The organism is Paraflavitalea soli, assembly GCF_003555545.1.
Lineage (GTDB): Bacteria > Bacteroidota > Bacteroidia > Chitinophagales > Chitinophagaceae > Paraflavitalea > Paraflavitalea soli.
Genome location: NZ_CP032157.1, coordinates 7,773,418 through 7,795,590, shown reverse-complemented (window position 1 = coordinate 7,795,590; position 22,173 = coordinate 7,773,418). Strand labels below are relative to the sequence as shown.

General features: G+C 46.4%; 19 protein-coding genes. 8 read left to right on the top strand and 11 right to left on the bottom strand.

Features of this window, described 5'->3' with window-relative positions:
• Nucleotides 1–103: 103 nt before the first annotated feature.
• Nucleotides 104–2,011, top strand: a complete 1,908-nt coding sequence (locus D3H65_RS29995) for an AAA domain-containing protein (protein ID WP_119053841.1) — start codon at nt 104–106, stop codon at nt 2,009–2,011.
• Nucleotides 2,012–2,016: 5 nt separating this feature from the next.
• Here the strand turns inward: D3H65_RS29995 and D3H65_RS29990 are convergent, their stop codons facing one another.
• The 3 genes from D3H65_RS29990 to D3H65_RS29980 all read right to left on the bottom strand — a co-directional run bounded on the left by D3H65_RS29990 (nt 2,017) and on the right by D3H65_RS29980 (nt 5,639).
• Entirely contained in the window at nt 2,017–2,820 is an 804-nt protein-coding gene (locus D3H65_RS29990; RefSeq protein WP_245999622.1) for a phosphatase PAP2 family protein, read from the bottom strand.
• 125 nt (nt 2,821–2,945) lie between these two features.
• A complete protein-coding gene (locus D3H65_RS29985; RefSeq protein ID WP_119053840.1) occupies nt 2,946–3,539 on the bottom strand; it encodes an HD domain-containing protein in 594 nt (197 codons plus the stop codon).
• A 15-nt stretch (nt 3,540–3,554) separates the two neighbouring features.
• A complete protein-coding gene (locus tag D3H65_RS29980) occupies nt 3,555–5,639 on the bottom strand; it encodes an LTA synthase family protein (RefSeq protein WP_119053839.1) in 2,085 nt (694 codons plus the stop codon).
• A 455-nt stretch (nt 5,640–6,094) separates the two neighbouring features.
• Between D3H65_RS29980 and D3H65_RS29975 the strand changes: the two genes are divergently transcribed.
• From D3H65_RS29975 to D3H65_RS29965, 3 genes are read left to right on the top strand one after another with little or no spacing between them, the layout of a single operon-like run.
• Complete coding sequence (locus D3H65_RS29975) at nt 6,095–6,508, top strand: EamA family transporter (protein WP_119053838.1); 414 nt, start codon at nt 6,095–6,097, stop codon at nt 6,506–6,508.
• A 4-nt stretch (nt 6,509–6,512) separates the two neighbouring features.
• Nucleotides 6,513–7,190 (top strand): response regulator transcription factor, encoded by a 678-nt coding sequence (locus tag D3H65_RS29970; protein WP_119053837.1) that lies wholly within the window; start codon nt 6,513–6,515, stop codon nt 7,188–7,190.
• On the top strand, nt 7,187–8,422 hold the full coding sequence (locus tag D3H65_RS29965) for a sensor histidine kinase (RefSeq protein ID WP_119053836.1): 1,236 nt from the start codon (nt 7,187–7,189) through the stop codon (nt 8,420–8,422). Before D3H65_RS29970 ends, D3H65_RS29965 begins: the two co-directional genes overlap by 4 nt.
• A 58-nt stretch (nt 8,423–8,480) precedes the next feature.
• Here the strand turns inward: D3H65_RS29965 and D3H65_RS29960 are convergent, their stop codons facing one another.
• From D3H65_RS29960 to D3H65_RS29945, 3 genes are all read right to left on the bottom strand, one after another.
• Nucleotides 8,481–8,786 carry a hypothetical protein gene (locus D3H65_RS29960; RefSeq protein ID WP_119053835.1) on the bottom strand — a complete coding sequence of 102 codons (306 nt, stop codon included), beginning with the start codon at nt 8,784–8,786 and terminating at the stop codon, nt 8,481–8,483.
• A gap of 68 nt (nt 8,787–8,854) precedes the next feature.
• Nucleotides 8,855–9,694, bottom strand: a complete 840-nt coding sequence (locus D3H65_RS29955; protein ID WP_119053834.1) for a sigma-70 family RNA polymerase sigma factor — start codon at nt 9,692–9,694, stop codon at nt 8,855–8,857.
• A 711-nt stretch (nt 9,695–10,405) separates the two neighbouring features.
• A complete protein-coding gene (locus D3H65_RS29945; RefSeq protein ID WP_119053832.1) occupies nt 10,406–10,696 on the bottom strand; it encodes a hypothetical protein in 291 nt (96 codons plus the stop codon).
• 391 nt (nt 10,697–11,087) lie between these two features.
• Between D3H65_RS29945 and D3H65_RS29940 the strand changes: the two genes are divergently transcribed.
• A complete protein-coding gene (locus tag D3H65_RS29940; RefSeq protein WP_119053831.1) occupies nt 11,088–11,336 on the top strand; it encodes a helix-turn-helix domain-containing protein in 249 nt (82 codons plus the stop codon).
• Nucleotides 11,337–11,872: 536 nt separating this feature from the next.
• Complete coding sequence (locus tag D3H65_RS29935) at nt 11,873–12,427, top strand: hypothetical protein (protein ID WP_119053830.1); 555 nt, start codon at nt 11,873–11,875, stop codon at nt 12,425–12,427.
• A 523-nt stretch (nt 12,428–12,950) separates the two neighbouring features.
• Here D3H65_RS29935 and D3H65_RS29930 read toward each other — a convergent pair.
• Nucleotides 12,951–13,202, bottom strand: coding sequence for a hypothetical protein (locus tag D3H65_RS29930; RefSeq protein WP_119053829.1), 252 nt, complete (start codon nt 13,200–13,202; stop codon nt 12,951–12,953).
• Nucleotides 13,203–13,309: 107 nt separating this feature from the next.
• On the opposite strand from D3H65_RS29930, the gene D3H65_RS29925 reads away from it, so the two are divergent.
• On the top strand, nt 13,310–13,900 hold the full coding sequence (locus D3H65_RS29925; protein WP_119053828.1) for a hypothetical protein: 591 nt from the start codon (nt 13,310–13,312) through the stop codon (nt 13,898–13,900).
• A gap of 131 nt (nt 13,901–14,031) precedes the next feature.
• Here D3H65_RS29925 and D3H65_RS29920 read toward each other — a convergent pair whose 3' ends face one another.
• The 3 genes from D3H65_RS29920 to D3H65_RS29905 all read right to left on the bottom strand — a co-directional run bounded on the left by D3H65_RS29920 (nt 14,032) and on the right by D3H65_RS29905 (nt 16,582).
• Complete coding sequence (locus tag D3H65_RS29920) at nt 14,032–14,709, bottom strand: FAD-binding oxidoreductase (RefSeq protein ID WP_119053827.1); 678 nt, start codon at nt 14,707–14,709, stop codon at nt 14,032–14,034.
• A gap of 35 nt (nt 14,710–14,744) precedes the next feature.
• Nucleotides 14,745–15,593 (bottom strand): sensor histidine kinase, encoded by an 849-nt coding sequence (locus tag D3H65_RS29915; protein ID WP_119053826.1) that lies wholly within the window; start codon nt 15,591–15,593, stop codon nt 14,745–14,747.
• A gap of 296 nt (nt 15,594–15,889) precedes the next feature.
• Nucleotides 15,890–16,582, bottom strand: a complete 693-nt coding sequence (locus D3H65_RS29905) for a sulfite oxidase-like oxidoreductase (protein WP_119053825.1) — start codon at nt 16,580–16,582, stop codon at nt 15,890–15,892.
• 308 nt (nt 16,583–16,890) lie between these two features.
• Here D3H65_RS29905 and D3H65_RS29900 point away from each other — a divergent pair, with 308 nt between their 5' ends.
• Nucleotides 16,891–20,730, top strand: a complete 3,840-nt coding sequence (locus D3H65_RS29900; protein WP_119053824.1) for a T9SS type A sorting domain-containing protein — start codon at nt 16,891–16,893, stop codon at nt 20,728–20,730.
• An 86-nt stretch (nt 20,731–20,816) separates the two neighbouring features.
• Here D3H65_RS29900 and D3H65_RS29895 read toward each other — a convergent pair whose 3' ends face one another.
• Nucleotides 20,817–22,154: an alkaline phosphatase family protein gene (locus D3H65_RS29895; RefSeq protein ID WP_119053823.1), complete on the bottom strand. Its 1,338-nt coding sequence runs from the start codon at nt 22,152–22,154 to the stop codon at nt 20,817–20,819.
• Nucleotides 22,155–22,173 lie beyond the last annotated feature (19 nt).

Sequence of the window (22,173 nt, the reverse complement as noted above, 5' to 3'; positions counted from 1 at the left end):
AGCGTGGGACGGTCACCAATATTGTTTGTCAACCCAGGTTTAACAATTCCTTTAGGACTGTGGGAAGGCCCAACAATTAACCGGCTATAATTACCTTTGCGGCATGGAATATTTCAAAAAGCTACAGGAGCTACTGAAAATAGAGAAGGAAGAGGACAAGAGACTGTATCAGCAACAAGCAGAAAACCTATCGGTAACGGAACGCAGGGCCTATGGACTGACCTGGTATCCCATCGCCATACGGGATACGGAAATGAGCCGGGGCGACTACCTTTCGGTAGAAGTAGAACGAACTACTAACCAGGATGTTGTACACCAATTGCGCTTCGGGGCCTCGGCAGCGCTGTTTTCGAATCACAATGCCAAACAAGACCGTGTAGAAGGGGTGATCACCTACCAGGGTGGCAATAAACTCAAGATCACCTTGCGCACCGATGAGCTGCCCGACTGGGCGCGTGACGGGAAACTGGGTATCGACCTGTTGTTTGATGACAACAGCTACGATGAAATGCAAAATGCTCTTAAGCTGGCCATTACGCGCAGCGAGAAAAAGGAAGAAGGGCGTTTGATACAAATACTCGCGGGCGGACAGGCACCTACGTTCCGCACTGATCATTACCCTTACTCTATTAACCGGTTGAATGCCTCGCAACAGGAAGCAGTACATAAGATCGTAGCAGCAAACGAACTGGCCATTGTACATGGCCCTCCCGGTACGGGTAAAACCACTACACTGGTACAGGCCATCAAAGCACTGATCAAAGATGAGCCGCAGCAGATACTGGTGGTGGCGCCCAGCAATGCGGCTGTGGACCTGCTCACGGAAAAGCTGGCCGATGAAGGGCTCAATGTGCTGCGGGTGGGCAACCCGGCCCGTGTGTCGGACAAACTCATGCAACTCACGCTGGACAGTAAGGTGGCTGAGCATCCGCATATGAAAGAGGTAAAGCGGCTGAAAAAGCAGGCTTCCTCGTTCAAGGATATGGCGCATAAGTACAAGCGCAACTTTGGCAAAGCGGAAAGGGATCAACGCAAGGCGCTCTTCGATGAAGCGCACAAGATCATGAAAGAGGTAGAAAACACAGAACAGTACATTGTAAATGACCTGCTTACCCGCGCCCAGGTGATCACGGCTACGCTGGTGGGGGCCAATCATTACACGGTACGTCACCTCAAATACAAAACAGTAGTGATCGATGAAGCAGGACAGGCATTGGAACCAGCCTGCTGGATACCTATATTGAAGGGACAGAAATTAGTACTGGCAGGGGACCATTGTCAGCTGCCTCCCACGGTAAAATCAAATGAAGCGGCCCAGAAGGGTTTGACCAATACCTTACTGGAAAAAGCGGTGAAACTGCATCCGGAAGCAGTGGTATTATTGGAAGAACAATACCGGATGAATGAAATGATCATGGGTTATTCTTCGGGGGTATTTTACCACAACCGGTTGAAGGCGCATGAATCGGTAGCCAGTCATGTGCTGTTTGACACAGACAAGCCGCTGGCTTTTGTAGACACGGCAGGCTGTGGCTTCGATGAAAAGCAGGATGGCACAAGTACCACCAATCCGGAAGAAGCTGCTTTTCTGTTCAAGCACCTCACGCAACTGGTAACAACCCTGTCGGCGCATTACCAGCCCGCCGGTTTCCCCAGCATTGCTGTGATCTCGCCCTACAAACAGCAGGTAGAACTATTAAAGGAGCAACTGATACACTCCCCTGCCCTGCAGGTATACAATGGAAAGATCTCTGTCAATACGATTGACAGTTTCCAGGGACAGGAGCGGGATATAGTATACATTGGTATGACGCGCAGCAATACAGAAAATAAGATCGGCTTCCTTTCGGACATACGGCGCATGAATGTAGCCATGACGAGGGCCCGGAAGAAACTGGTAGTGATCGGCGACAGTGCTACACTTTCACAGCTGCCTTTTTATGCTGATTTCATTACGTATGCCGAGGAAAGGAATGCCTGGCAAAGTGCCTGGGAATTTGTAGATGCGTAATAGCATTAGAATGAATGCACCAATGACAGTCCTACAACGCCCTGTTGATAAAAAGGAGCAGCCATGGTGGCTCCTTTCTTTTCTTTTACGAATAATCTTTTAACGGTGGGATATAGATAATAGGCAAGGTCGGTGGAAAGGATGCCTATTCCGGCGCCGGCGACCACATCGCTCAGCCAGTGCTTGTTGTTGTACATTCGTAAATAACCAGTGGTGGCAGCCACAGCATACCCGGCCACCCCATACCAGGGCGATACTTTCCAATATTCTTTGCGCAGGAATTCTGCCGCTGCAAAAGCAGTAGCTGTATGGCCCGAAGGGAAAGAAGACCTGTCGGATTCATCGGGGCGCCATTGTTTACTGAAGCTTTTGGTAGCATATACGGTGGTACCCATTATTGCTGTGGAAAGGCCGTAAATAATGGTGCGGTCTCTTAAGTTATGTTCGCCTTTGATACCCAAAGCATTTAAGCCATATACGGCAGCAGCCGGAGCCCATTGTAAATAGTTGTCGATGTGTATCAGTTTGTGGGGCTGCTCCTCCCAAATCTCTTCCCTGATCTCTTTATTAATGGATTTAAGTTCTTTATTTCCAACGGAAGTAATTCCATAAGTAATAAGGGTGGCTGGAATGAGGAGCATACCTACAGGGAAAGCCTTTTTTACGGCAACGGGGCTATTAATGTTAACGACCCGAAGACTATCACTAAGGGATGAGCGTGGTATACCGGTGGTATCGAAAGATTGAGCTGATACGGTGAATACCATCAGGAGCATTACGGCCAGAAAACCCGGGAATAACTTGATCATTACTAGTGTTTTAAGGGATTAGAGATGGCTGATCAAATAATAACAAAGCAGTAGCACCGGCTGATGAAGGCTAAGGTAGCTATTGATTCTACAGAAATTTTAAAGCAGCGTAGTTTGCAGGAGTCTTACTTTTCCAGCATCTTCTTTAATTGCCGGATGTTCCGCGTTTTGCCTTCATTGAGTAATTGCTGGCAATAAGGGGTAAAAAAAGTATGAGCTTCCATGAAATGCAGGGAAAGGGCAACCCTGTTATCAAAATGCTTATGCAGCCTCGATTCCATTTCAAGCCATACGAGTTCATCTTTTATCCAGAAGTCCTCTGTACCCACATGCCAGGTATCTGCATCGCACAGTATCTGCTCCTCCACCGATGCAGGATGAACAGGCATTTTGGTGGCCAGTATACATTTTGTGATATCATCCAGGGTGGGCTGATCCATGTTTTTGGAAGTCAGGAACTCCTGCATCAGTCGTACACCTACTTCTTCATGTAATGCTAATTCGCCCAGCAAATGGCCGGTATCATGAAACCAGGCGGCAGCCACTACAATAAAATATTTGCGATCATTAAGCAGGTAGCGGGTAGCAATGACCTCGGTATGATGTACTACCTTCTGAGTGTGGGCAAGGTTGTGGTACAATAGCCAGGGTTGTTGATGTTCCCTGAACAGCTCTTCCACATGTACTTTTATTTCATTCAGCAGGGCCCTGGTATCCATAATCCGTTCCTCAAATTATTCTGATTGCTTTTTATTTTTCAGCAACCAACTGGCGCATTGGTAATAGGCAATTGCCTGATTAACGAGGCTATCATCGAGGTTAACGGTGCTGGCATTACCCGTTGCAAAATCAGGTTTGAATTGGCGGACGGTCTTCACAGGAGATTGCAAGACGAGCCTGCCATTTCTTAAATAACCCAGGCCCTGATAGGTGCTAATGAAGGCCCTTTGCTTTTCGGCAGGGGTATTCAATACATCCTGTCCAAAGAACTTCGATCTGTATTGGAACCTCAGCATACCGAGTATGGTAGGGGCTACATCAATTTGTGCCGTTAAAGCATCTACAGCCCGGGGTTGTAGTATTTTGGGTGCATAGATCAACATGGGTATATGGTAACCAGTTACGGGTAGTTCTACGCTGCCTGCGCTACCAGCGCAGTGGTCTGCCACAATTACAAATACGGTGCTATCAAACCATTTCCTGGTGGAGGCTTCTTTCAGGAACTTATTGATCGCATAGTCGGTATATTTTACAGCACCTTCTCTTGACTGGGTGGAAGGAGGAATATCGATGCGACCATCAGGGTAGGTATATGGCCGGTGATTGGAAACGGTCATGATCTGTGAAAAGAAAGGCTTGTGGGTCGCGTCATTGGAATCAAGGGTATGCAAGGCCAGGGAAAACAGGTCTTCATCGGCTACACCCCAAATATTCTGGTAATGCACATCCTGGGGTTTGATGGCCGATCGGTCTATGACGGTATACCCATTGTTGCCAAAGAAGGTTTTCATATTGTCAAAATAGCTATATCCTCCATAAATGTATTGGGTGATATAACCTTTGGAACGTAAAACACTGCCCAGGGAAAAGAGGCCACCATTGTCGGGCCGCTTTACGATGCTTTGGCCGGGCGTAGGCGGTATAGAAAGTGACAGGGCTTCGAGACCCCGCACGGTTCTGGTACCGGAGGCATAGAGATTGGTGAAAAACAGGGTGTGCGCTGCCAGGGAGTCGAGGTAGGGTGTAATGGTATTGGTATTTCCAAAGGCCTTCATGAAATCGGCGCTCAGGCTTTCCACACTGATCAATACCACATTGAGCTTCCTTTCCGGTTCGGCATAGACCACCTCTCTTTCAATATTGAAAGGATCATCACTAACAAAACGTGTATTGGGTAACTGGAGCTGTTGCTTCAGCAGTTTAAAGGCTGATTCGTCCGGCAGGGTTTTATAAAACTGGTAAAAGTCAAGTTCGTTTTGGGTGTAAGCGATGGCAAATTCATAGATGCCATTACCCGCCAGTGAATTGGCATATTCATTCCGGCTGAAATGACGCCATTTTTCGGGTACTGCTAAATAGGCAATGACTGGTAAGATCAGCAGGCATATCGCCAGCAAGGACCGTTTGCCAAAAGTTAATGACTGGTTAACGCAGGTCCTGACCAGGCTTCTGCTCATAAAAACGATGGCAATGGCAGTAATTATCAGCGCGGTCATGATCCAGGCAATGGGGTAAGATTCGTTAATATTACCCAATACTTCAGTGGTATACACCAGGTAATCGACCGCAATAAAATTGTAGCGGGAAGAAAACTCCTGCCAGAAAAACCATTCACTCACCGCATTTAACAGCAACAAAAAAGTAACCAGGCCCAGGCCGAAGTACAAGACGCCTGTACGCCAGCGTGTCCGAAAGTTGGGGACGAAAAACAGGAGTAAATAAATGGCAAACCGGAAAGCTATATAAGCTATGATAGCGGTATGCAACTGGGGACTGAAGTCTTTAGGTACTATATTGGTGAACAGCAAGAGTGAGAGCAGGCCTATAAAGAACAGGCTTACCCATGGGAGCATCTTTTTCTGGTAAATAAGGTTATTCTGCAACCACAGGTGCAGTACAAAAGGAATAATGAGGAAGGAAGCGATGGCGAGGTCGTACAGGAAGCCAATAGAGAACAATCCTGAAAACTGGCCAATGGTTATACCCGCTGAGGTGGTAGCCAATAAAAGTGCTATCCGGGTAATGGTAGATAGAATAACGTATAAACCGATAATGACCCAAATGAAGGAAAACCTGTTACGGAAGATCTTATTGTACATTCAATCTGTTGATTAGGGCAGTTTCTGTAATGGGTTAAAGCAAACCTACCTGGCAATTCTGTAGGAATTTTAAAGAAAACGGCAAATTGAGGGAATCCCCTATACGGGACTCCTGATAAATTTTATTGTGTGGGGGAAGGTCGGGCCGCTGTAAGGCAGGGCCGGTCAAAGATAAAGCCAATAAGTGTTAAAAAATGTACCGGTTTTTAAGCGTTTGGGCCACAAAATCTGGCAATTACATTTTGCCTGAAAGGTTACATACAAATGGGAACGGGGCGCTGTATTTGCGGAAAATGACCCTGGCTGGGTGCCTGCCGCTTCAAAGTTTCTTTAGGTTTCACAGCTTGATTTGCTCCATTAAGGCCGTTTACGATGATCTGAAGTTGGGCTTTTATTGGTAGTATTGTTGAGCATCCTATAGACCTTGGAGTATTGTTAAATAAAGCATTATCGGTATGTGGAAATACTATGCACTTTTATCGGCGCTTTTTGCCGGGCTGACGGCCATCCTGGCCAAGATGGGCCTCAAGGGGATCAGCGGCAACCTGGCCACGGCTATCCGTACGGTGGTCATTGTATTTATTTCCTGGGGTATCGTACTGGCAGCCGGTCAGTTGAAGGAAGTAAAAAGCCTGTCCCGTAATAACTTGTTATTTTTGGTGCTGAGTGGCGTGGCCACGGGGCTTTCCTGGATCTTTTATTTCAAGGCGCTGGAAACGGGGCCGGTATCGAAAGTAGCGCCTATTGACAAGTTAAGTGTTCCAATTGCTATCGGCCTGTCGGTATTGCTGCTGAAAGAGACGGTGGACTGGAAAACCATTGCCGGCGCCTTATTGATCGTAACAGGAACCATCATTCTCATACGTTGAGCATATGAAACTATTATTGGTAGAAGACGAACCTCTCCTATTGGAAGAAATGGAAAGCTACCTCACGGAGCAGGGATACCGTTGTGAAAAAGCAACGAATTTTGAAGAAGGGGAAGACAAGATCACGCTGCATGAATACGATGCGATTGTGCTGGACATTACACTACCCGGCGGCAATGGACTGAAATTGCTGGAACTCCTGAAGAAGCAACACAAGGAGGCAGGTGTGCTTATTGTATCGGCCAAAGACTCGCTCACGGATAAACTGACGGGGCTGGAACTGGGTGCGGACGATTATATTACAAAACCTTTTCACCTGGAAGAGTTGAATGCACGTGTAAATGCGCTACTGAGAAGGAAATCTTTCAGCGGCCATAACCGCATTTTAATTGACGACCTGGTAGTGGATACAGCTGCGCAGGAAGTGCGCTGGAAGAATGATATCATTGGGCTCACTAAGAAGGAGTACGAATTACTGCTTTATTTTATTGTGAATAAGAACCGGGTGGTGAGCAAGCAATCTATTGCCGAGCACTTATGGGGGGACCACTATGATATGGCCGACAATTATGATACGGTGTATGTACATACCATGAACCTGCGCAAAAAGATCACGGCTTTTACGGGTACAGATTATATTAAAACGGTGTATGGCATGGGCTATAAATTCATGTTGTCATGAAGCTGCTACACCGTACTACCCGGGACTTTCTTTCAGCTACGATTATCATATTGCTGGTCACGGGCATTGGCATGTACCTGCTGTTGCAAAAGGAAGTAACGGACGAAATGAATGAGCAACTGGCCTTCCAGGCAGCGCTGGTGGGTGAACAAGTGGCTACGGGGCAGTCGACCGGCTACCCCTTTGCCCAGGTTACCAAAACAATGGACCTCGTTGAAACGCCACCCATCTATGGGGATACGCTACTTTATGACCTGGTACAGCACAAAAAAGAAGATTACCACTATCTTGACCTGGTAAAAAGGATTGGCAGCGACAATTACCATATCAAGGTAATGACCACGTATATTGGCTGGGGCAGTTATTACAAGACGATCTTTTACCTGCTGCTGGCGGCCATACTCTTGCTGGCTGCCTCGGGTGTACTGATCAATTATTTCTCCAACAGGAAGATATGGAGACCCTTCTTCCTGAACCTTGAAAACTTAAAGAAGTATACGGTAAGCTCCCCCGCCCCACTTCAACTACAAAGTTCACCCATTACAGAATTCAAGGAATTGCAGGCAGCCTTAAGAGACCTTACGGACAGAAGTCACCGGGAATACATGGCGCTGCGGGAGTTTACAGAAAATGCTTCGCATGAGATGCAAACACCGCTGGGTATTATACAATCCAAACTGGACAGGCTGAGCCAACTGGATGTAAGTGAAGAAATGGCCAGGCATATTGTGGAGGCTAAAAGCGGCGTGGAACGGCTTAACAAAATGAACAAGAGTTTGCTGTTGCTGGCCAAACTGGATAACCAGGCATTTGAAGGGAAGCAAAGTATTGCCTTGCAGGAAGTAATAGAGCAACACCTGCTCATGATGGAAGATTTGTTTGCGGCCAAGCATATTACGATCAACACACGCCTGACAAAGGCTACGATCCTTTCTGATCCTTATTTGTGTGACGTGCTGGTTTCAAACCTGTTTTCGAATGCGCTCCGCTATTCGGGTCAGGACGGCATGTTGAATATTACGTTATGGCCTCATCAACTGATATTGGCCAATACAGGCGAACCGCTGGATTTCCCTTCAGAATTCCTGTTTGACAGGTTCCGGAAAAGTTCTAAAAACATTCAATCCACCGGCCTGGGCCTGGCCATTGTACAGCAGATCTGCCTGCTGAATGACTGGGAAATAAGCTACCGGTATGAGGACGGGCAGCATGTGTTTAGGCTGGGGTTTTAGGCAGCGGATGAGGTTAATTAATACATGTTATGGCGGCCGTTCGCTTGTGCCTGGTATCTTAAAAGATATCATGTGATGACCCTACAGTTGTAAGGAACTCAATCTGCGGCTGCCTCTCAAGACCACTATCATCCCTTTGTTGTTGGAATGATTTGAAGGAGGGTGTTTCCAACAGCTTTTTCTGGATCATTTCATTCTTGTACTGTGACAGGTGTGTAAAGGTTTTACCATCTGCTCCCTCAAAAACGGTATAGCGGAAATCATTGCCCAGGGTTTTGAAATCCTTCATAAACTGCTGAATGTTGTGCTTGTTGGTAGCTGCAAAACCTGGTTTTACGGTGTAAGTTACTTTTACGCTGATCATAATGGTGTGTTTTTAATCGTGAATTGTAAGCATAAAACACCTCAGCGTTGTAAAACGTGACAAGACTATTAGTGCAGTTTGATATTTTTTAATTTATCAGGATCTACCATGGAATAGATGCGTATTATTTTGCCCGTAACAGGCTCCAAATCAAAGATCTGACAGTTGACCAGTGTGTCGCCGTCATAAAACAAGAGGGCTGGCTGATGGTTAACAACAGACGGCTTAATTGTATTTTTTTGTTGGTAGGTCTGGAATACATAGAGCATGAGTTTAGCAGCCTCGTGCAAGCCCTGGGTGAATGGGCTCACAATTCTGATCTTTCCGCCGCCATCAGTAGAAACAGCAACGTCTTCGGCCAGCAGTTTTTCCAGGGATTTTACATCACCACTTTTGATGACGGCCATGTAGTTTTCCATGTAGGCATTGGCATTGAGGGATATTTCATCCATTGGTTTGACGGGTACGGTCAATTTGTTCTTTGCCCGGCTGAGGAGTTTGCGGGAATTCTCAACGGTAATAGAAAGTGCCTGGGCAATATCTTCATGGGAATAATCAAAGGCTTCTTTGAGTATAAAGGCGGCGCGTTCTTTGGGATTGAGGTGCTCCAGCAATACCATCATGGAATAGGAAATGATCTCATCGCGATTGATGCCGGTGTCGGCTTTTTCGGTGGCGATGGGCTCGGGTAGCCAGTGGGGATCGCCAGCTATGCGTTGTTTCTTTTTCCGGATGTTGATAGACTGGTTGATGACACCCCTGATGAGGTAATTCTTTTCATCGGCAATCTCCTTTGGCGGGGCAGTCATGTATTTCACCATCACATCCTGGATTGCATCTTTGGCATCTTCGGATGAACCGAGGATGTTGTAGGCATAGGGAAACAAAATACGTTGGTAATCTTTCACACAAGTTGTTTTACATGGATCTTCAAAAGGCTAAGCTACAATGTCTGAAGCACGATTTCTATCTAAGGATAGCAGCGGCCCTGCCATTTTTAGAGAAAAAGGCCGTTTTTTCGATAAACGCTATTAGCACCCTATTACTACCCTTCGACTACCCTATGACTACCCTACGACTACCCTTCAACTCCCCTTCCGGAGAAGGCCGTATTACCAGCAAATTTACATAGCCAGGGATGATATTTCAGATGTGTGTGACTGTTTTGACCATTATCGACTAAAATGACTGCTTTCGACTACATGGTGCTATGTGGGATTTCAAAGAACTGATTTATATGGACAGCCATTGGGAGCGGCGATATTTTTGAGATAGCATGATAAAGCAGGGCTGTTTTGTGTTAAAAACTGCTGTTTTTCTCTACTACGCTATTTTCATAGCTTATGTACGGCAGAAGTACGGCTGATCTACGGCTGATCTACGGCCAGACTACGGCTGGAGGTGGCCCGATCTGCTGTTGTTTTTAAGCCTGTCCTTGCTGAAACTGTTCCAATCCTGTCAAAAAATGAAATCTACTGTCGTAATGTCTTTTGCGATAAAGCCTGAACAAATTTAGCAAGGCGACGTAGGAAGACCAACGGTGATGGCCGGAAATGGCCGAATTGTCCGAATTGTCCGGAATAAGGGTTGGTCAGTTGCCACACAGACTATTGCGTCAATTAGTGTGCGGCTTTATGTTGCCGGTTGTTGTGTAGGCGCCACAATTCTTTGAACAGATCCTTTAGGTTTTCATACAGGAAGATGAGGTTGGCCCGTTCCGTGGCGCTGGAGTAGATGCAATGTTCACGTGTGAGAGCGGCCACCAGCCAGTCCCACAAATGCTGGTCTACTTCATTGAGGTGGTAGTTCTCGAAAAACTGTTCGAGTAGTTTCAGGAAATGTTGTTGGGTAAGTTCTGGCAATGCGGATGTCTTTCCGGGCTTTGTGCTTTTCTTTTTGCGGGTAGGCATAGACCTGATTAACGTGGTTAACAATTAGTGGTTAGATAGCGGATAAGCTATGCTGTTAAATCAAGTCTGTAGGGGAAACGAGCTGACCATTGTGTTTGATGGAAGTGTGAAACACATAAGGCTGGAACCTACTCATCCCTTTGTCCACGGGCTCTGACAAAGCCATGCCTTTCGGCACTGGTCACAAAGGAATATAAGCAGGCCCAACCCTATATGTAAATATAGCGATTGGGCACTTAACTTACGCTTGCGACCATTTGAACTGTCAGATTCGCGGAACAAGACTTGTAAGATGTGCCTGTGATTGGTTGGCGATATAAAGATATGTATTTTCCGATAATGACAACCATTTGGTTGTCTACTTTTTTTAAAAGAACAGCCACATTAGTGGATGGCAGAAAGACTAAGTAAAGATGACGCAAAGCTGAAAGACAAAATTGCTTCGCGATTAAAAGAGATAAGGGAAAGCACTGGCAAAAATAAAACAGAATTTGCTTACGATCTTGGCGTAGATAAACAAGTTGTAAGCAGACTTGAAAATGGCAGAGGTGCTACGATTTATACTATTGACAAGTATTGTAAAGTGATGGGCATTACTCTCAGCGATTTTTTTGATTCCCCTTTATTTGCCGAAGAATAAATGGCTGTGATACTAAGCAAAGTTGATTTGTATTAAAACAGATCACTGAACGATTAAAAGAATTACGTGAGACCACTGGCAAAAACCAAGTGGACTTTGCCTTCGATCTACCGCTGAAAGACTTTTTCAACTCCTCGTTATTCAAATAGCCTAGCCTCCTGCCTGCACCTACTAAACGCGAAAGCGCAGTAGCTTTTCTTCGGGTCTTGCCTGGGTCTGAGTCGTATCTTGTTCGGTACTCGTTCGGTACCCGCTTAGGCCGGCTCAAACCATGCCCAAAAACAAAACAAGCCAAGCCAGCATTCAATTCATCCCTAAGGTGCATGAAATGCGCTTTATCACCGAACATGCCTCGAACGAGACCCGAATATGGCCCCTGTCAAACCCCGTCCTGAGGTAACACTGGTGCTTGTTAAAATGTGACTTTAAATGGTTATTTCTAACTGAATATGACAGAATGTAACAGAACTTAACGGTTTGTGTTAGCCGCCTGTTGCTCACCCTGGCCAACTCTCTACCTTTAGGAAAAGAATGTTATGGCACGACTTACCTCCACACCTTCGTTTATTGGCACTTACGGACCTGTCACCGTATACTTCATGTTTGGGAAGTACTATATGCGTTCCCGCAGTTCACTGACCGGCAAGCGAGTTAAAAAAGATCCCGCCTTTCGCAAGACCATGCAGTATGCCGCCTTGCTGGCCAAAGCTTCGCCCATTGCATTGAAGGTATATGCATTGGTACCACTACAATACAAAAAACATAAGCTCCGCTGCAAGATCACCGGAGAAGTGATGACCTGGCTGAGGTATGGGTGGTCGGCCACGGATATAATGGAATACCTTTCTAACAAGTATGTTGGCGTACAACTGCCTGAAGAAGCTCCTGCAACGGTATTAAGGCCATCTTATCGCCGGGCAAGGCCAAGTGTGGGACCTGCAGCCAAGGGCTTATTTAAAAATATTCCTGCTGAACGGCCCTCTTTTGAATTGCTCCAATGGCGAAGGCGGGATAAACAATTCAGGCGGAAGGATCATAAAGAAAACTACACTCGTTATACGAATGCCCCAATTTTTCAACTTGATCCCTGAACCACGATTTGCTGGATTTAGGATATTGATAGGATTAATCTACCTGTAAAAAAAGACCTACTCCAAATGTTTTCAATTGTACTTTTTGTTTATCTTGCCTTTGCATTGACCAATAGTAGCATTCCTTTCGCTGGTCAATGATCCTCAGTGATTAAAAGAAAAGCACAGTAATGCACGGCTACTGTTAGCGCTCCGTGATTTCCCAATTTGATAAAAGAAAGCTTATTACCATGCCTGGCGGGTGGTAAAGTATTATTGGGCTATGTGCTAATAGCATGAGCCGATGTGAAAATGTTATGTACTGTATACATACGGTACCGTAAAAATATTGGCTCCCCTGAAGAGAAGATCCTCTTCTGCAAAAGTTGCCAAATAGATAAAAATGAAAAAATATCCCAACGATTCCGAAGGATGCAAAGAAACCCTCCGTGCAATTACGGCTATACTACAATGTGTACGTATAGCTTTGGATATAATAGTCCTATTAAGCATTACTCATTAGGAATTACAAAAAAGCCGGCCTCTAACCGGCTTTTTTGTTCCTTTCCGCTAAGACTGTCTTCCTGACAATGCCCCTTTCAATTATTTCTTCGTAAGTTAGCTTTGTCATTTTCCGTATGAGCTCCATCGCCCCCAGGGTGGTGAGTGGGCCGTTATGTTCGTTTTTACGAATGTAACGGATGATGGTTTGTTCTGTGCATTGCAATATGCCTGATAGTTCGCGCCGTACGGCGGGGGTATTCACTTTGGATAAAGCAATGACTGTAAGCTTCATATTGGGTCTTATGAGTACTGATCAAAAGTGACAATTACAGAGCAAATATAGGTCAAATATGACATTTTCAAACATTTTTTTACAATAATTAAAATAAAAACCTCGATTTGGGAGAAAGCGCAGAACAGGACGAAACTTTAAAACAGGAGCAGTCGGCTTCCAGGAAAGAGATACTCGCAGGTTTATTCAAAGAGCTTGATGACTTAGATATATCTATGGCGCAAGCAGCGCTTTCTATTGATTATAGCGCTGGTACGTTGCGTAATGAAAAAATGAGTGATAACCCCAGACAAAACGTAATAGACTATTTAAGTAAGTACATTACTTTTCAAAAGCAAATACGTGAATATTTCAAAAAACTTACTTCAGATGGCGCGAAAGGGTTGCGAGACAATTTCATCGTCAATGAAGACAAAGAGAGATATGAAATCAAGCAACGGGAAGAGACATTGTTGATAGCAAAAGAACACTATGCTTATTTTAAAGCATACGTTGAATACGAGATCGAAAAAGAGGTTAACGGAGATCCACAATTAAAAATGGAGAGGCTTAGCCGCATTGAGCAAGCTGCTGCAAAGCATATGCTTACTCCTATTAAGCATAAATCTTCAAAGAATACGATTTATAAAGAACGCAAAGGAACATTAAAGAAAAAAAATCCTGATCAATCTGCTCCGCCTGAAGAACCAGCACCGTAAGCACGGACCGCAGAGTGCAGCCCCTAAAGGGGCTGTGGTTAATAAAAAATACGATGATTGCTACAAAGCGGTAGCCCCGATGGGGCACAAATACACTTTTGATACGCTATGCTACAAGTCGCGTACACCTCCTAAAACTGCTCCCTCACCACTTTATCTTTTGGCACACCCAGGGCCAGGAGGGTTGTTTCCAATTCATCGACCATGGCATCGGGTCCGCAGATATAAAAATACTGGTTGAAATCCTGCACTTTCTCTTTGAGGTAGGCGGCATCTATTTTCCGGTTGTCGAATTGGGTGGTCTTTTCCTGTGTGAGGGTATTGATAAACCGGCTGCCCAGCATGGCGGTAAATTCATCGCGCAGAATAATATCCTTTTCGGTGCGGTTGGAGAAAATGAGCTGGCTATTGGCGAGCTGGTTTGTTTTGTGCAGGTGCCGCAGAATAGCAATAAAGGGGGTTATACCGGCCCCACCGGCAATAAAGGTACCAGGACCTTTATAATGAATGGTACCCCACACATCGTGTAATAGGAGTTCATCACCGGGCTGCAGCTTACCCAACTCATTGGTGACGCCGGAGTGGTCGGTGTAGATCTTGATGGTAAATTCAAGATGGGGCCACTCATTCAGGCAGGTAAATGTAAAAGGACGGCGCTCATTTTTCCAATCGGGCTTATTGATGCTGATCTCGGTGGCCTGTCCTGGTTCAAACTTATACCCTTCGGGCTTCTCCAAAGTAAAACGACGAACATTATGGGTAACAAATTCAGCTGCCAGGATCTTCACAATGTGTTCTTCTGCTGCCATATGGGTAATATTAATGTGTTACAAAGATAGTGGCCTCAGGCAGGGGAAAAGTTGTATATATCACTGCTTTTGTTAGCTGGATTGTGGCTGTTGTAGCTTTTTTGTGGCGCCTCTATCATTACGGTAGTACCAGTTCCGGGTGTACTGTCTATGAGTATCCTGCCCTGAACAATGGCTATGCGCCTGTTCATATTGCCGAGGCCAAGTCCTTTTTCACCATCGGTCAATACTTGTGCGGAGGGAATGAACCCTTTCCCATTATCTCCTACAGTGATGAGGAGTTTACCGGAAAAGCATTCGAGTTTCACTTCGATAGCAGTGGCTTCTGCATGTTTTACAATATTGTTCAGCAATTCCTGCACCACCCGGAATAACACCAGTTCGGTTTCGGGCAGGCCTTTACACCAGGACTCAGACATGTGGAACCGGGTAGTGTACAAGCCTGTTTTTTCCAGGAAATGAAGCTGGTATTCTATACAGGCAGCAAGGCCGGCCTCTTTGATAAAATCGGTATTGATGGTCTTGGCCACATTGCGCAGGTCCTGGATGGCTTTGGAGATGAGGGCTTTGGATTCAGCCAGTTTGTTTTGTGTTTCCTCCATTTTATAGAGGTCGATGGTGTTGATGTTGAGCTTTACAAAGGTGAGGGCCTGGCCAATATTGTCATGAATTTCCTGGCTGATGTGCTGCAATGTTTGCTCTTGTAATTCCAGTTGGGTTTTGAGGAGCTGGGCTTCCATCTCGCTGCCGGCCAGTTGTTGATTGTGTGTGTAAGACTTACGTGATCTCCTGATATATTTTACCAGGAAGACAATACTGCCTGCCGCACTTATAACAAACAGTGCAGCAGCTAGCAATACATTGATGATGTCGTTGACAGGCATAGGTGTTTAATAGCTAATAAACTTTCTCCTTGTGCTAACAGGACAATCAGGCTATTGAGGCCAATACAAACCGGGTATGCAGCGAATCTATTTTCGTAGGAAGGATGGGATAAAAGGAAGGTGGTACTAATGCAGGCCGAAGAATTACAACACTAATATAAGTGGATAATGCAATACATACAAACGTAGAACCACGGATTTTACACAATGGTGATGTAATCGTGGCCAACTGAAGCTAACAGAGGTACGAAAAGTGCCTATTACATGATCTTCGTCAATTTTTCAGGAGTGAATGGTTAACTATAACGGTCATTTCTCCAGGGGTAGGCGGTGCTGGAATAGCCGCGCTCTTCCCAAAAGCCCAATACATTGTGGGGTAAGAATTGGATACGGTTTATCCATTTGGAACCTTTCCAGGCATAGAGTTGCGGGGTGATCATGCGTACAGGGCCACCGTGTTCTTTGGGCAAGGGCTTGCCTTCTACGGTATGCGCCAGGAGTACATCGGGCTTGAGGGCTTCTTCGAGGGAAACATTGGTGGTATAATCATCATACCCATAACATAATATATGGGTGGCGTTGTCTTTGGGCTGCACAAGGGCCGCGAGATCGAGGAGGCGAACGCCCCGCCAGTTCATGTCAAGTTTGGACCAGGTGGTAACGCAGTGAAAGTCGGAGGTATCATCGGTTTGTGGCAGGGCCATGAAATCATCCCAGGTCAGTTCGGCGGGATGTTCTACTTCGCCATCGAGGACGAGCCGCCATTCGCTCAGGGAGATCTCGGGCTGGATGCCGAGATCGAGAACGGGCCATTTTTTGGTAAGCACCTGCCCCACGGGTACTACAGGCATACCATGGCGGTTGGGATTACCGGAGCCGAGTGGCTTATTGTCGGCCACAGAAGGGGTGGACTGTATCTTATCTTCAAAGCGGGCTTTGAGTTTCATGCGCGCCTCCACTACTCTTTTCAGTTTATCTGACTCTTCCATGTGCGGATGATTTGTATAAAATTACCCCTATTTTTTGAGACTGCAGGAGCAGCAGGGGATATGAGCAAGAGAAACGGTAAGATGTACAAGAAATAGCTGCGAGCTATGAGCTGCGAGCTACGAGCCATCCTGCGAAGCCGGACAAGTTGTGCGTCGAAAGCGGACTTCGCCATACATAGTTTTCACAAATCATTCTTTTAAAGACCCAATTCATGCAGCAGGCTATTCTACCCGCTACTGCTTTCCCGTTCTTTTGCGCCCATAATGAACATCAATCTTTTAACAGGAATTGTTAGCAAGCTTTTTTTATGAAAACATTTATTACATCGATCTTATTATTTATGCTGATGGCCGGGGAGTTGGCTGCACATCTTCCTAACGGGGCATGGGCTCCGCCTACCACACCCGCTACGAATGTGACCTTCTCGTCTATTGATGGCGACCGCATGGCGGTACAGTGGATAAAAGGCAATGGCGCCAACCGCATTGTCATTGCGCGTAAAGATGGGGCGGTAACGGCTACTCCCCAAAACGGCATCAACTATAATGCCAGTGCCACAATGGGTGCAGGCAATGAAATAGCGCCCGGGGAGTTTATCGTTTTTAATGGCACAGGCAATAGCTTTACGCTTACGGGTTTGACTGCCAACAATACGTATCATGTGGCAGTATTTGAATACAACGGCACGGGCGCTACGATAGAATACCTCGCAAGCAATCCGGCCCGGAACAGTCATGCCACTTTATCGGCCCCCACTATTCAACCCACCTTACCGGTGCTGAGTAATATCATCGGGCATTCGATGAGCCTTGGCTGGAAAAAGGGTAATGGCAGTGGCCGTGTTGTCATAGCGCGTGAAGGGGCCGCAGTAAATGTGAATCCTACAGACCTGGTCAATTATACAGCCAATAGCTCTTTTGGATCGGGATCACAAATTGGCAATGGCAATTATGTGGTGTATGAAGGAACCGGTGAATCAGTTGCGATAGATAACCTCAAACCCAGTACAACTTATTATTTTTCGATCTTTGAATACAGCGGCAGCCAGGGCTTTGTGTATGCTACTACCAACCCGGCGAGCATCTCAGGTACAACATTACCCAGGCCTACTGTGCCAGCCTCTGCTTTCTCCTTTACAACTGTTGAGGGAGACCGGCTGGGGATCAGTATGCAAAAAGGAAATGGAGCAGGCAGGATTATCATCGCCAAACAAGGTGGACCGGTAACGGCAGTTCCCGAGGAAGGGGTCGCCTACACGGGCAATACTACTTTTGGACTTGGACAAGAAATTAAACCCGGTGAATTTATATTGTCGAGCGGACTTTCCAATTCTTATAATGTATTGGGATTAACGCCCGGTACTACTTATCATTTTGCGGTATATGAATTTGATGGTTCAGGAACAGGAACGGCTTATCTTACTGCTACCGGGCTTACAGCTTCGCAAAGCACGGTATCAGCTCCTACACAGGCAGCTTCCAATATTAGTTTCAGCAACCTGCAATCCAGTGCTGTAACGATCCAATGGCAAAATGGCAACGGGGCCAAACGTTTGGTGGTGGTGCGACGCACAGATCCGGTAAACGCGTTACCGGTAGACCTTAAAACCTATTCTGGCTCTGCCGGATTTGGCAGCGGCGCTACTATCGGCGGCGGCTATTCAGTATACTCCAACAATGGCAATACAGTTACGGTATCTGGCCTGTCGGGTGGCACCACCTACCATGTGGCCATATTTGAATACAATGGCAGTACGCAACCTGTTTATATTACTACAGGCTATCCTACGGCTTCTTTTTCTACTTCACAGGCGCCTACACAGGCGGCTACCAATATGCAGTTTACCAATCTTGAGGGAAACAAAATGAAAGTGACCTGGCAGCCGGGGAACGGTAACAGGCGGCTTGTGATCGCCCGTGCAGGAGAAGCCGTGTCGTTCAAACCCACGGATAATACAAACTATACTGCCAGTCCATTGCTTGGTTCGGGTCAACAAGTAGCGCCTGGTGAATATGTAGTCTATAACAATGGTGGCAGCAATGATGTGACGGTAAGTAATTTGGTACCGGGTGTCACGTATCATTTCGCAGTATTTGAATGCAACAATATCAGTGGTGGTAATTATTATCTTACGAACGCTTACCTGGCCGGCAGTCAAGGAACGATCAGCGCACCTACCACCAATAGTACCGCACTCAGCTTTAACAATATTAACGGGAGTTCACTGTCACTCGCCTGGGTAAAAGGCAATGGTGGCAATCGTCTCGTACTGGCTAAAGCCGGCAGTGCAGTAGATGCAACACCGGCAGACCTCAGCAGTTATACGGGCAATGCCAGTTTTGGCACAGGCGCTCAATTGGGTACAGGCAATTATGTGGTGTACAATAACAGTGGCAATACGGCTACGATCACCAACCTGGAACCGGGCATCACATACCATTTTAAGGTATTTGAATACAATGGCTCTTCAGCGCCTGTATACCTTACAGCCGGCGCTCTGACAGGAAGCCAGACTACACTTGAAAGGCCGTCAGTAGCCTCCAGCGATCTGAACTACCAGGGTACTGAAGGCAACAAAATGACGGTGAAATGGACCATAGGCAACGGGGTAAGAAGGATATTGATCGGCAGACAGGGTGCCCCCGTTAGTGCAAGGCCGCAGGAAGGGGTTACATATACGGGCAATACTGTTTTTGGCAGCGGCCAGGAAATTGCCCCGGGAGAGTTTGTACTAAACAATAATATTTTCCCGGAAGCAGCTATTACAAACCTGCTACCCAATACGGTTTATCATTTCGCGGTTTTTGAGTATGATGGAAGCGGGGTCAATACACGGTACCTGACCAGTAGTTTTGCCGCGGGCAGCCAGGCAACTATCGGTCAACCAACGGTGCAGGCTAAAACGGTCTTATTTTCCTCAATTGCCAGTAACAGTATCAATGTGAACTGGACGAATGGCAATGGGGCCAGCAGGATGGTCATAGCCAGAAAAGGTGCACCTGTAAGCATTACGCCGCAGGACCTTCAAATGTATAGCAACAATGCCTCATTTGGTACGCCCAGCACACTGGTGGGACCTGAGCATTATTGTGTGTTTAAAGGTACTGCCAGCAATGTAACGGTGACCAATCTCACGCCGGGTACTACTTATTATTTTGCGGTCTTTGAATACAATGGGTTTTCGGGACCAGTCCACAACACATCACTCACGGCTGTGAATAGTGCCACCACACTCGGCCCTCCCACGGCTCCTGCCAGTACAATTACTTTTAGTAATGCGGGTGTGGGCACAGCGCTCACGCTGAGCTGGTCAAATGGCAGCGGACAAAAAAGGCTGGTGCTGGTAAAAGAAGGCACTGCAGTGGATGCGCTGCCTGCTGATAATGTATCGTACAGCGCCAATACCTTTTTTGGCAGCGGTGATCAGCTGGGTAATGGCAACTATGCTGTGCATAGTGGTACAGGGGATAATGTGACGATTACGAACCTGCTACCTGGAAAGTCCTATCATGTGGCAGTATTTGAATACAACCAATTTGCTACAGGACCTTTGTACCTGGTTAATAATCCTGCGCGTGCCTCGTTTAACGGATTCATGTTACCAGTGAAGCTACTTTCATTTTCCGGCACTATCACCAGCGATAAAGCTGTATTGACCTGGGAAACGTCAGCAGAAATAAACAGTAAGCAATTTAATATTGAAAGATCAGCGGATGGCAGTCAGTATACAACTATTGGATCGGTGGCTGCCAGTGGCAACAGTGATCTGGTGAAGACATATACATTTGAAGATAGGAATGCACTGGCTGTGGGATATTATCGCCTGCGGATGGTGGATGCAGACGGAAGGTCGGAATTGAGCAAGGTGATCAAATTGGAAAATCGCTCTTCTGGTCAGGTTTCGTTGCATGTTTATCCTACGCGGGTTTCTACCAGTGTGAATGTATCGGTGAATAGTAGCCAGCAGGAACGTATATCGATACAGGTATTGGATATGAACGGCCGGTTGGTGAAGAGGGAACAACGGGACGTGGTGAAAGGGGTGAATGTTATTACTTTGCAAGTAGCTGGCCTAACGAAAGGAATATATATAGTACATGGTGCTGTGGGAGGAGAGCCATTCAGTGAGCGGTTTGTGAAAGAGTAAGGGATAGGATTGGTTCAACTAAGAAGAGGTGACACCTTTCGTTTGCTACGCGGGCGAAAGGTGTCACCTCTTTTTGATAGTCGTTGTTAGTTGTTTTTCAATATTCCTGCAGGCACTTTACCTGTTGTGAAATCCAATCGGAGTAATTGAACCACAATGGGTGCTATATCGGTAAGGCTCATTTCATTGATGATGGCTCCCTTTGATATGCCAGGGCCATAAGCCACAAACCCTGTTTGTATCTCTTTGAAATCGGGGTAGTATCCGTGGGTACCTCCTTTGGCAGGCTTCACAATGGCACCGGTGGTAGCACCGCCAAAAGTTGTATTGTTGAGAGCGGTAATAGCCAGGGCCGCATTGGGATCGGCTCCTATTGCATCCAATTGTTTGCGTTCAATTATTTTAAAGAGCCTCTTTTGTTCTGCGGGTAAACTGTTGAGCAACTGGCGTACCTGGTTGAGGGTTTGAATGTCGTTCTTGTCTTTCAGGTGCAAAAAGGCAGAACCGCCAACACTAAAGAACTGGGCTTTCCAATCATCTTTCTTAACATCCTTCATGAGGCCATTTTGCGCCAGGATGACATTGGGCTGGAAAGAGTTCTTAAGGTCTACAAAACCATGATCGCCTGTTACAATCACCACTGTGCTATCCTGGATACCAGCACGCTCCAGGGCCTCCAGTATGGTACCCAATGCCCTATCGGCGCCCGCCACGGATCTTCTCACCAGGTGCCCATCCCTACCCTCTGCGTGTTCATAATGGTCTGTACAGGCCAGGTGCAAGGTGGTCAATGAGGGCTTATAGGTCTTAATGATATAAGCGCCCATGCGTGCTACATTTTCATCCATGATGAGCTCTTCCTTCACCATATTGAAATCGGCGGCTTCGAGTGTGCCGGTTGCTTTTTCCTGCAGTTCATTCCACAAGCTGGCAGGGGTAGTGCTAGCTGCAGTGATCTCGCGACGATCTGTCTTTAATTTGGGCGACCATATATCCGGCACATTGTAATCGATGGGTGCACCAACGGTAACGGGCCAAATGATATTGGCTGATCGCTTTCCTGCTTTGCGCACGGCATCGAACAACGTAGGTACCTTAATTGAATCATAGCTGAAATACCATTGCCCGCTGGCGCCATTGGGCTCAAAAGGAGCATTGTAATAAACGCCGTGTTTGGCAGGCGGTACGCCGGTAATTATAGTAGTATGATTGGGATAAGTAACGGAAGGGAATATACTATTGACCCCACGGGCGCAGGCGCCACTATCTTTCATCATGCGCAGGTTGGGCGTGCCCCAGGAAGCATCCATGTAAAAGTCGGGACGGAAACCATCGATGGTAACCAGCACTACGTACCTGGCTTGTTGAGCGCTTGCGCTTAAAGCCAGGCCACCAATTAAAAAGGACAGGATATATTTTTTCATAAAAACGCGCAATTTATAC

What these genes read in the sequence shown, in the direction of transcription:
- D3H65_RS29940 (WP_119053831.1), top strand. Translation starts at nt 11,088, where the DNA reads ATGGCAGAAAGACTAAGTAAAGATGACGCAAAGCTGAAAGACAAAATT.
- D3H65_RS29970 (WP_119053837.1), top strand. Translation starts at nt 6,513, where the DNA reads ATGAAACTATTATTGGTAGAAGACGAACCTCTCCTATTGGAAGAAATG.
- D3H65_RS29895 (WP_119053823.1), bottom strand. Translation starts at nt 22,154, where the DNA reads ATGAAAAAATATATCCTGTCCTTTTTAATTGGTGGCCTGGCTTTAAGC.
- D3H65_RS29990 (WP_245999622.1), bottom strand. Translation starts at nt 2,820, where the DNA reads ATGATCAAGTTATTCCCGGGTTTTCTGGCCGTAATGCTCCTGATGGTA.
- D3H65_RS29975 (WP_119053838.1), top strand. Translation starts at nt 6,095, where the DNA reads ATGTGGAAATACTATGCACTTTTATCGGCGCTTTTTGCCGGGCTGACG.
- D3H65_RS29985 (WP_119053840.1), bottom strand. Translation starts at nt 3,539, where the DNA reads ATGGATACCAGGGCCCTGCTGAATGAAATAAAAGTACATGTGGAAGAG.
- D3H65_RS29945 (WP_119053832.1), bottom strand. Translation starts at nt 10,696, where the DNA reads ATGCCTACCCGCAAAAAGAAAAGCACAAAGCCCGGAAAGACATCCGCA.
- D3H65_RS29900 (WP_119053824.1), top strand. Translation starts at nt 16,891, where the DNA reads ATGAAAACATTTATTACATCGATCTTATTATTTATGCTGATGGCCGGG.
- D3H65_RS29965 (WP_119053836.1), top strand. Translation starts at nt 7,187, where the DNA reads ATGAAGCTGCTACACCGTACTACCCGGGACTTTCTTTCAGCTACGATT.
- D3H65_RS29915 (WP_119053826.1), bottom strand. Translation starts at nt 15,593, where the DNA reads ATGCCTGTCAACGACATCATCAATGTATTGCTAGCTGCTGCACTGTTT.
- D3H65_RS29935 (WP_119053830.1), top strand. Translation starts at nt 11,873, where the DNA reads ATGGCACGACTTACCTCCACACCTTCGTTTATTGGCACTTACGGACCT.
- D3H65_RS29905 (WP_119053825.1), bottom strand. Translation starts at nt 16,582, where the DNA reads ATGGAAGAGTCAGATAAACTGAAAAGAGTAGTGGAGGCGCGCATGAAA.
- D3H65_RS29995 (WP_119053841.1), top strand. Translation starts at nt 104, where the DNA reads ATGGAATATTTCAAAAAGCTACAGGAGCTACTGAAAATAGAGAAGGAA.
- D3H65_RS29930 (WP_119053829.1), bottom strand. Translation starts at nt 13,202, where the DNA reads ATGAAGCTTACAGTCATTGCTTTATCCAAAGTGAATACCCCCGCCGTA.
- D3H65_RS29980 (WP_119053839.1), bottom strand. Translation starts at nt 5,639, where the DNA reads ATGTACAATAAGATCTTCCGTAACAGGTTTTCCTTCATTTGGGTCATT.
- D3H65_RS29920 (WP_119053827.1), bottom strand. Translation starts at nt 14,709, where the DNA reads ATGGCAGCAGAAGAACACATTGTGAAGATCCTGGCAGCTGAATTTGTT.
- D3H65_RS29960 (WP_119053835.1), bottom strand. Translation starts at nt 8,786, where the DNA reads ATGATCAGCGTAAAAGTAACTTACACCGTAAAACCAGGTTTTGCAGCT.